The organism is Nonomuraea lactucae (assembly GCF_003313395.1).
Classification (GTDB): Bacteria; Actinomycetota; Actinomycetes; order Streptosporangiales; family Streptosporangiaceae; genus Nonomuraea; species Nonomuraea lactucae.
The window spans coordinates 1-9,405 of the sequence record NZ_QNFZ01000093.1; the positions used below are offsets into that span (position 1 = coordinate 1).

Sequence of the window (9,405 nt, forward strand, 5' to 3'; positions counted from 1 at the left end):
AGGTGCGCGTCATTCCGGAGGCCGGGGGCGCCCCTGCCGACACCGCCGACACCGCCGATCCCGCCGCCGCCCCCGCCCGCATCCGGCAGGACGATTCCCGGCTGGCCGTCACTCTCGGCGGCCGTACCCGGCACTACGTCCGGGCCCGCCACGGCGACACCCTCTGGCTCGGGCGCGACGGCGCGGCCTGGGCCGTCACCCGCCACCTCATCGGCGACCCGGGCGACCGGCCCGGCGCGGCCGGAGCGGGCGACGGCGTGGTCAGGACCCCGATGCCCGGCACCGTCCTGGTCGTCAAGGCGCAGGTGGGCGACCAGGTCGGCGAGGGACAGCCGCTGGTCATCGTGGAGGCCATGAAGATGGAGCACACCGTCACCGCCCCGCTCGCGGGCGTGGTCGCCGAGCTGCCCGTGCAGGCGGGCCAGCCGGTCGACATGGACGCCGTCCTGGCGGTCGTCACACCGGAGGAGGGCTGACATGCGCAGGCCGTACCCCATGGAAGGGCTTCCGCAGCAGGTCACCGTCTACGAGGTCGGCCCGCGCGACGGCCTCCAGAACGAGCCCGCCACCGTCCCCGTCGAGGTCAAGGCGGAGTTCATCGACCGCCTCGCCGACGCCGGGCACCGGACGATCGAGGCGACCAGCTTCGTCCACCCGAAGTGGGTGCCGCAGCTCGCCGACGCCGAGGAACTGCTGAGCAGGCTCGACCGCAGGCCGGGCATCCGCTACCCGGTGCTCGTGCCGAACGAGCGCGGCCTCGACCGGGCCCTGGCGCACGACGTGGACGAGATCGCCGTGTTCGCCAGCGCCACCGAGACGTTCGCCGCCAAGAACCTCAACCGCAGCCTGGAGAGCCAGTTCGAGATGTTCGAGCCGGTCGTCGCCAGGGCGCTGGCCGCCGGGGTCCGGGTCAGGGCGTACGTCTCCATGTGCTTCGGCGACCCCTGGGAGGGGCAGACGCCCGTCGCGCAGGCGGTCGCGGTCGGCGAGCGGCTGCTCGGGCTCGGCTGCCACGAGCTGTCACTCGGCGACACGACCGGCGTCGCCACCCCCGGCCACGTCACCGCGCTGATCGAGGCGTTCGGCACGCCCGAACGTCTGGCCGTCCACTTCCACGACACCTACGGCCAGGCGCTCGGCAACACGCTGGCGGCCCTGAAGGCGGGCGTGACCACCGTCGACGCCTCCACGGGCGGCATCGGGGGCTGCCCCTACGCCGAGTCCGCCACCGGCAACCTCGCCACCGAGGACCTCGTCTGGATGCTGCACGGCCTGGGCATCGAGACCGGCCTCGACCTCGACAGGCTCGTGGCCACCAGCACCTGGCTGGCGCGGCTGCTCGGCCGCCCCAGCCCGTCCCGCGTCGTCCAGGCCCTCTCGAAAGGCTGATCGCACCATGCTGACCGGCGAGTACGAAGAGCTGCGCAAGACCGTCGAGGCGTTCGCCCGCGACGTCGTCGCCCCCGTGATCGGCGACTACTACGAGCGTGAGGAGTTCCCGTACGACATCGTGCGCCAGATGGGCGCGATGGGCCTGTTCGGGCTGCCCCTGCCGGAGGAGTACGGCGGCATGGGCGGCGACTACTTCGCGCTCTGCGTGGCGCTGGAGGAGCTGGCCCGCGTCGACTCCAGCGTGGCGATCACCCTGGAGGCGGCGGTGTCGCTCGGCGCGATGCCGATCCACCGGTTCGGCACGCCCGCCCAGCGCGAGGAGTGGCTGCCCAGGCTGGCCTCGGGCGAGACACTTGGCGCGTTCGGCCTGACCGAGCCGGGCGGCGGCTCCGACGTCCCCGGCGGCATGCGCACCACGGCGGTCCTGGACGGCGACGAGTGGGTGATCAACGGCACCAAGGCGTTCATCACGAACTCCGGCACCGACATCACCGGCGTCGTCGCGGTGGCCGCCCTGACCGGCGAGCGGGAGATCTCCACGATCCTCGTGCCGAGCGGCACGCCCGGGTTCACCGTGTCCAGGAAATACTCCAAGGTCGGCTGGAACGCCTCCGACACCCGCGAGCTGTCGTTCGCCGACTGCCGCGTACCCGCCGCGAACCTCCTCGGCGAGCGCGGCCGGGGTTACGCGCAGTTCCTGCAGACGCTCGACGAGGGCCGGGTCGCCATCGCCGCCCTCGGCGTCGGCCTGGCCCAGGGCTGCGTGGACGAGTGCCTGCGGTACGTACGGGACCGCAGGGCGTTCGGCCATCCCATCGGCCACTACCAGGCCATCCAGTTCAAGATCGCCGACATGGAGGCCCGCGCCCACACAGCCCGCCTGGCCTACCACCACGCGGCGGAGAGGCTGGTGGCCGGGCAGTCGTTCAAGAAGGAGGCGGCGATCGCCAAGCTGGTCTCGTCCAACGCCGCCATGGACAACTCCCGTGACGCCACGCAGGTCTTCGGCGGGTACGGTTTCATGAACGAGTTTCCGGTCGGCCGCTTCTACCGCGACGCGAAGATCCTGGAGATCGGCGAGGGCACCAGCGAGGTGCAGCGCATGCTCATCGCCCGCCAGCTCGGCCTCGGCGACCTCTGACCTGCCCCCGCGAGCAGGCAGCCGGCGGATGAAGCTCCCCTGAACGTAGGGGAGCGGCTCGCTGCACTGGGCGTGTGAGCAGCGCACGTGTGCTAGGTTGGAGGCAGTTGCAGTTGTGGTACCCATTAGAAACTTCGGTGCACCTGACGGTATGTAGCCTCAGGTGCATTTCTGTTTGCCGGTCTTCTCCGGGTGGGCCTATGGCGGCGACCCGGGATCTGTACAGTGCGGATTCCGGCTCTACACCTGATCAAGAGGAGACAGACATGGCCACTGGCACCGTGAAGTGGTTCAACGCGGAAAAGGGCTTCGGCTTCATCGAGCAGGACGGCGGCGGCGCCGACGTCTTCGCGCACTACTCCAACATCGTCTCTCAGGGCGGCTACCGCGAGCTGCACGAGGGTCAGAAGGTGGCCTTCGATGTCACCCAGGGCCAGAAGGGCCCGCAGGCCGAGAACATCGTTCCCGCCTGACGCGACACCACGATCCGGGCTCGCACCTTCACGGGTGCGGGCCCGGATCCGTTCGCGCGCTCGACCCGGCTCACCGGGGAATGTCACCGGACCCCGCCGACAGCCGGTCCGCTTCGGCATGACCGTCGAGGTCATGGTGCCGGGCGCTCCGGACCGCTATATTCCGGTGGCTGGCAGGCCGGACGAGCAGCAGGGGTGGCCATGACACAGGGACCGCAGGCGCCGCCGGTGCCACCACCGGGGCCGTGCGAGGGGGTCGTGGTCAGGAGAGCGGAGAAGGCCGACGCGGACCAGGTCTTCGCGCTGGCCAGGGAGTTCGGGCTGACGTTCCGGCCCGAGCGGGAGGCGTTCGACGCGGCCCTGCCGCTGCTGCTGCAGGACGAAGGCGCGCTGCTCGTGGCGGCTGTGATCGACGGCCGGGTCCGCGGCTACCTGCTGGGGTTCACGCACCTGACGCTGTTCGCGAACGGGCCGGTGGCCTGGGTGGAAGAGGCCATGGTGCAGTCGGGTTCGCGCAGGCAGGGGATCGGCCGGGCGCTGCTGGAGGAGTTCGAGAGGTGGGCCAGGACGCGCGGGGCGGGCTACGTGGCCATGGCGACGCGGCGGGCGCCGGAGTTCTACCACGCGCTCGGCTACGAGGAGTCGGCCACCTTTTTCCGTAAGGTCCTGCGCTAGCACTCAGCCGCGCTTCAGGGAAGTCCGGCGGCGTGCGCGGCGGCAGAGCGCTCCTGGGCTGACAGGTCGGTGTGCAGGGGACTGTGGGGGTGGCTGAGCGGGTCCGGTGGGGGGCAGTGAACGGGCATCTGCTGCGCGCGGAGCTAGTCGGATTGGTTCTGGCTGGCGTCGATCGCGCGCTGGTAGCGCCTCGTCAGCTTGCGTAGCGCGTCCACTAGTTCTGGCGAGTCCACGATCGTGAAGTCCGCGTTCAGCATGCCCAGATAGAGGGCGAGCATCTCCGGATGGTCCGAGCCTGGCTCGAACGCGCACTGATCCTCGCCCACGGACTCCACCTGGGCGGGGATCGGCAGCCGGGTCCGCACGTACGCCGCGGGCGCGTGCACGATCACCCGTGCCCGGTATCGCCAGGTCGCCTCGCCGACTCCGCGTGCCACCTGCGCCGCGATCTCCCGGTCGGGCGGCAGGGCACGCGGCCTGAAGCGCGGCCCCATCGGGCTCGATCCGGTCGACCCGGAAGGTACCCCAGGCGTCCCGGTCCACGTCCCAGGCCACCAGGTACCAGCGCCGCCGGTCGTTCACCAGGCGGTACGGCTCCACCGAGCGCCGGCTTGCCGTCCCGGAGTGCGCCCGGTAGTCGAACCGGAGCCGCTCATGGTCCCGGCAGGCGCTCGCGATGACGGTCAGCACGTCGGGATCCACCAGCGAGCCGGGCGACGGCGTCGGCAACGCGTACGCCTGGAAAGCGCTGACGCGGTGGCGCAGCCGCGAGGGAAGCACCTGCTGCAGCTTCGTCAGCGCACGCATCGAGGTCTCCTCGATCCCCGTGATCGAGCCGCTCGCGGCGGTACGCAATCCGATCGCGACCGCCACAGCCTCATCGTCATCCAGCAGCAGCGGTGGCAGGGCGCCGCCCGTACCGAGCCGGTACCCGCCGGCTACACCAGCCCGCCCGTCGACCGGATAGCCGAGCCCGCGCAACCGGCCAATGTCATTGCGGATGGTGCGGGTGGTGACGCCGAGGCGGGTGGCGAGTTCGGTACTGGTCCAGTCGCGCCTGGCTTGCAACAAGGACAGCAGGCGCAGCAGCCGCGCCGAGGTTTCCCGCATTCTTCGACCTTTACCACAATCTAGGAACGATTCGTTCCCTTATTGTTCCTAGTCTTCTCCGTGTGAGCACAAGAGCTCCCTGGCCATGTGCGTGGCCGTGCCGGCACCGTTGACAAGGAGAAGCGCGATGAGCGACGGCATCCAGCCCTTCCGCATCGAGATCCCCCAGGCCGACCTCGACCATCTGCATGACCGGCTCGCCAACGCCCGTTGGCCCGGGGAACTGCCCGGCGTGGAGTGGACGCGCGGCGTACCGCTGGGCCACCTGAAGGAGCTCGCCGAGTACTGGCGCACGCGGTACGACTGGCGCGCCCAGGAGGCGCAGCTCAATCGGTATCCACAGTTCACCACCGAGATCGACGGCCAGCGTGTCCACTTCTTGCACGTCAGGTCCGACCAGCCTGACGCCAAGCCGCTGCTGATCACCCACGGCTTTCCGAGCTCCGTCGCCGAGTTCCTGCAGCTGATCGAGCCGCTGGTCGATCCTGCCGCGGGCCAGGCCTTCCACGTCGTCGCGCCCTCGCTGCCCGGGTACGGCTTCTCGACCCCACTGGGCTCGACCGGCTGGGCGATGGGTCGCACCGCACGCGCCTGGGTCGAGCTGATGCGGCGGCTCGGCTACGAGCGGTACGGGGTGCACGGCGGCGATGTCGGCGCCGGTGTGTCCGGTCTGGTCGCCGGCCTCGACGGCGAGCACGTCATAGGCGTGCACGTCGTGACCGATCCGCTGACCGCCGCGAACGTCGCCACCTTCATCCCCGGGATGGCCGACCGGCTCGACGAGAACGACCCGGTCGACAAGCTGATCCTGGAGCGGATGAACGCGTTCGACAAGGATGGTTCCGGCTATCTGGCGATCCAGAACAGCCGGCCGCAGACCATCGGCTACGGCCTGGTCGACTCACCGCTGCTGCAGCTCGCGTGGATCGCAGAGAAGTTCCACGAGTGGACCGACCTGCCGGTCGACCGCGACCAGCTTCTCACCACGGTCAGCCTGTACTGGTTCACCGGCTCGGGCGCGAGCGCCGCGCACACCCTGTACGAGCAGGCGCACTCGTCCGACTGGGGTGCGCCGCCGGCCGTGCCGCAGGGCTTCGCGGTCTTCGGCGCGGACGAGACGGTACGCAAGCTGGTTCACGCGCCGGCTGACGCGCACTGGACCGAGTTCCAGCGCGGCAAGCACTTCCCGGCGATGGAGGCCCCGGCCCAGCTGGCGGCGGACCTGCAGGCGTTCTTCGCGCCGCTGCGGTGACCGATGGGCTGAGGCAGGGTGGGCTCAACCGGGCGACGCCGGCTCGCCAGGGCATCTGGGGCGAGAACGGACGGTCGGGCGGCATGGGCATCGGTGGAGAGCTGGCTTGGCGCGCCTCAAGGAAGGGCCGGCTCTGCCCGGACACGTGCCCGGTGATGAGGCCGCAGGCCGGCCGCATCCCGTCCCGGGAAGACGTGACCGAGGCGCTGCACAGTGCGTCTGGAGTACTCCGCCCCCGACCCGGTGGGTCTTCGTCAGGCGGTCAGCTGGGCTTCGAGGCGGTAGCCGTCCACCGTGACGTAGACCTGGTCGCCCGGCCGGGCGTTGAGGCGCATCAGGACCGGCTGGAGCGAGTCGAAGACCGGCTGGTGCCCCTGCCACACCAGGACGATGGCGTTGTCGCCGGGGCCCGTCACCGACAGCAGGGTGCCCGGCCGCATGCCGAGCTGCGCGGCGTAGCCCTCCGGGACGGGCACCGGCCCGCCGCGGAGGTGTTCGGGAGTGACCTCGATACGCTGCCAGCGGCGCGGGTCCGACGAAGGGCTGGGCGGCGGGGGCGGCGGCGTGGCCGGAGCGCCCGCCAGGCCCGGGAGTACGGACGAACGGCCGCTGGATAGGGCCGAGAGCGTGGCGAGGGCCGCCGACGGGTCGATGGATCCGGCCTCCGCCGCGGGGATGGGCTGGCCGCCGCGGTGGTGGTGGCCGTTGGCTCCAGGGGTACGCCTGGGGAGCGGCTGCGCGGGCGACTGGGCGGAGGCGGCCGGGGCGTCCGCCGAGGCCTCCGGCGGCAGGGCGTCGAGCCAGGCCTGGGCGGAATGGGCACGGATGCCCAGTTCGGCCATGAGCTCCACAACGTCGGTGTCCGCCCGGCGTGAGACCAGGAGCTGCCTCGTGCGCGCCTGCAGGCGATGGAGGTCGCCGACGACCAGCCAGCCGTCCTGAAGGCGGCGGTCGGGCATGAGCGTGACGAGCACCCGCCAGAGCGGCGTGCGCAGCGACGGGACCATCACCGGGTGGGCCGGGTCGGCGCCGATCAGCTGCTCCTCGGTGGCGGCGGCGCCGAGCCACTCGGTCAGCCGGAACATGTGCCCCGTCACCGGCGCCGACTCCGAAGAGCGCAGCCACTGCAGGACGCGCTCCTCCGCCGTGCGCTGCGCCTGGGAGAGGACCTCCCTGTCGACGAGCATCTTGTGCGCGAGCGTGCGCAGGCTCACCGGGTCTTCGGCGAACAGGCGGTGCACGGCTACGGCCAGCTCGAACTTGTCCAGAGTACGGAACAGGCCGTCCACGACCCGGACCATCGCGTGGTCGGTGTCGGTGGGCGAGGGCGCTGCCGCGGCCGGAGGGACGTTTCCGGTAGTCGCGCCGCCGGGCGGGGTGGTGGTGGGCGTCGTGGTGGTGGGTGGTGTGCCGTTGGAGGAGGGGGCGGTCGCGTTCGGCATCGGGCCGGAGTGGGGCGCGCCGGGGAAGGCGCCGGAGCCCGTGTGAGATGCGCCACTCCCGCTGGGAGCGGTCAGCGGGTCCGGCCGCGAGCCGCCCTGCCGTTGCGGCAGGCCGCCCGGCTGCGCCGGGAACCCTCCGGTCTGCCGCTGCGGCTCCCCTTCGGGGTGAGCCGGATAGGAGGCCGACTGGGGCTGTGGGGCGCCCGCCGGCCGGCCGGCCGGAAAGGAGCCCGGCGGGTGCGGGGACGTGCTTCCGCCGATCGCGGGGTACGGGCCCGTCTGGCGCTGGGGCGCGCCACCGAGGGGGCCCTGGTCTGGGGCCGCCTCGCGCTGTCCGGGTACGGCACCGCGTTGCAGCGGCCGGGTCATCTCCAGGTGTGCGCCGGTCCGGGGGGACGCCTGCGCGGCCTGCATCCGGCCGAGCACGTCACGGAACACCGCCCCCATGACCACCTCGGGCGTCGCCGAAGGCGTGGTCAGCTCCCCGGGCGCCAGGCGGCGCAGCCGGTGCCAGCCGCCCAGCCCCGCGACCGCGGTGCGGGTGGCGTCTGACCAGCCGGGCAGCGCCAGGTCGGCCTGGTGTACGGCCAGCGCGGGGAGCAGGTCCGTCAGGGGGATGTGGTCCCAGTGAGCCGCGGCCAGACGCGCGAGCCGTTCGCAGACCCAGTCGAGCCCGGTCGTGCCGAGCGCCCGATGGAGGGCCACCGACGACCACCAGCCGGGCGGCAGTCGCGGGTCCCCCAGGACCTCCGCGATCTGCTGTGGGCGGCTCCAGCGCAGGGCAGGGACCAGGTCGCTCAGGCAGATCGATGACTCGACGTCCATCGGCGGACCTTATCCTCCCCAGAGTGAGCCGCGTTACTAGGCAATACGCATGTGGTCAATGGTGCAGCCTACGCGGCAAGCTATCAATCGGCGTGAATAGGGTAAAGACGCTTCAGTTCCAAACCGTACCGTGGCCGACCGCCCACGAGGGCCACACAGGCGGCTCCCGCGCGGCATCCGGCCCGCAGGGCGGCCGTTTCCCCGGCGCCGTCGAGGCGTGCCGTCAGGTAGCCGGCCGCGAAGGCGTCACCCGCGCCCGTCGTGTCCACGGCTTCGGAGTACGGGCTCTCAGCGGTCGCGACCACCCGGCCCGCGATCGCGGCCAGGGCGCCGCGGGGGCCCAGCTTGACCACCGCGGCACCGTACCTGTCGCTGAGGATCTCGGCGGCCCGCTCCGGCGTCGGCGCGCCGGTGAGCAGGAGGGCCTCGTCCAGGTTCGGGAGGATCAGGCGGGCGGGCGCGGACTCGTCGAGGAAGCGTTCCACCCCGAACTCGCGCAGCGGCCCCGTGGAGGCCGGGTCGACGCTCACACCGATGCCCGCGGCGGCGGCCTCGGCCATGGCCAGCCTCGCCAGGCGCATTCCCGGCTCGGCGAAGAACGTGTAGGCCGACAGGTGCAGGATGCCCACGCCGTCCAGGAGGGAGGCGTCCCAGTCGTCCGGGCCGATCCGGCCGGCCGCGCCCCGGTTAGTGATCATGGAACGCTCGCCGGTCGCGTCCACCATCGCGATCACCACGGCGGTCGGATGGCCGGGGTCCACGCGTACGTGGGGGTGGACGCCCGTTCTCAGCAGCTCGCTGGTGTGCCACTCGCTGGTGTCCTGCCCGAGCCTGGCCAGCAGGCGTACGTCGGCGCCCAGATGGGCCGCCCAGGCGGCCGTGTTCGCGCCCGAGCCGCCCGGGCGGAGCGCGATCTCGGCGGAGGTGTCGGTGCCCGGCGCGAGCGGCGCGCCGTGCCGGGCCACCACGTCGGTGACGATGTCCCCGATGACCAGGAGCGCCGTCCGCATGGGCTTCGGGGTGGGGTGGCCTGGGGGAGCGGGCGGGCCGCTCGGGGTGGGGTGGCCTGGGGGAGCGGGTGGACCGTTCTGGGTG

8 protein-coding genes and 1 pseudogene are annotated in these 9,405 nt (G+C 72.0%); 6 read left to right on the forward strand and 3 right to left on the reverse strand.

Annotated elements, in window-relative coordinates; genetic code table 11:
• From DQW85_RS07070 to DQW85_RS07090, 5 genes are all read left to right on the forward strand, one after another.
• The coding region (locus DQW85_RS07070) for an acyl-CoA carboxylase biotin carboxyl carrier protein subunit (RefSeq protein ID WP_338043358.1) at nt 1-476 on the forward strand (476 nt) is incomplete at its 5' end.
• Between the two features lies 1 nt (nt 477).
• Nucleotides 478-1,389 carry a hydroxymethylglutaryl-CoA lyase gene (locus DQW85_RS07075; RefSeq protein ID WP_113699582.1) on the forward strand — a complete coding sequence of 304 codons (912 nt, stop codon included), beginning with the start codon at nt 478-480 and terminating at the stop codon, nt 1,387-1,389.
• Nucleotides 1,390-1,396: 7 nt separating this feature from the next.
• A complete protein-coding gene (locus tag DQW85_RS07080; protein ID WP_113699583.1) occupies nt 1,397-2,533 on the forward strand; it encodes an acyl-CoA dehydrogenase family protein in 1,137 nt (378 codons plus the stop codon).
• 266 nt (nt 2,534-2,799) lie between these two features.
• Nucleotides 2,800-3,006, forward strand: coding sequence for a cold-shock protein (locus DQW85_RS07085; RefSeq protein ID WP_113699584.1), 207 nt, complete (start codon nt 2,800-2,802; stop codon nt 3,004-3,006).
• Nucleotides 3,007-3,207: 201 nt separating this feature from the next.
• On the forward strand, nt 3,208-3,681 hold the full coding sequence (locus tag DQW85_RS07090; protein WP_113699588.1) for a GNAT family N-acetyltransferase: 474 nt from the start codon (nt 3,208-3,210) through the stop codon (nt 3,679-3,681).
• 143 nt (nt 3,682-3,824) lie between these two features.
• On the opposite strand, the pseudogene DQW85_RS07095 reads toward DQW85_RS07090, so the two are convergent.
• A pseudogene (locus DQW85_RS07095) lies at nt 3,825-4,791 on the reverse strand (helix-turn-helix transcriptional regulator).
• 127 nt (nt 4,792-4,918) lie between these two features.
• Here DQW85_RS07095 and DQW85_RS07100 point away from each other — a divergent pair.
• Entirely contained in the window at nt 4,919-6,043 is a 1,125-nt protein-coding gene (locus tag DQW85_RS07100; RefSeq protein WP_113699585.1) for an epoxide hydrolase family protein, read from the forward strand.
• A gap of 254 nt (nt 6,044-6,297) precedes the next feature.
• On the opposite strand, the gene DQW85_RS07105 is transcribed toward DQW85_RS07100, so the two are convergent.
• Together DQW85_RS07105 and DQW85_RS07110 are read right to left on the reverse strand one after the other, a co-directional pair.
• Entirely contained in the window at nt 6,298-8,310 is a 2,013-nt protein-coding gene (locus DQW85_RS07105; RefSeq protein WP_113699586.1) for a hypothetical protein, read from the reverse strand.
• 83 nt (nt 8,311-8,393) lie between these two features.
• A partial coding sequence (locus tag DQW85_RS07110) for a carbohydrate kinase family protein (RefSeq protein ID WP_338043359.1) occupies nt 8,394-9,405 on the reverse strand: 1,012 nt, incomplete at its 5' end.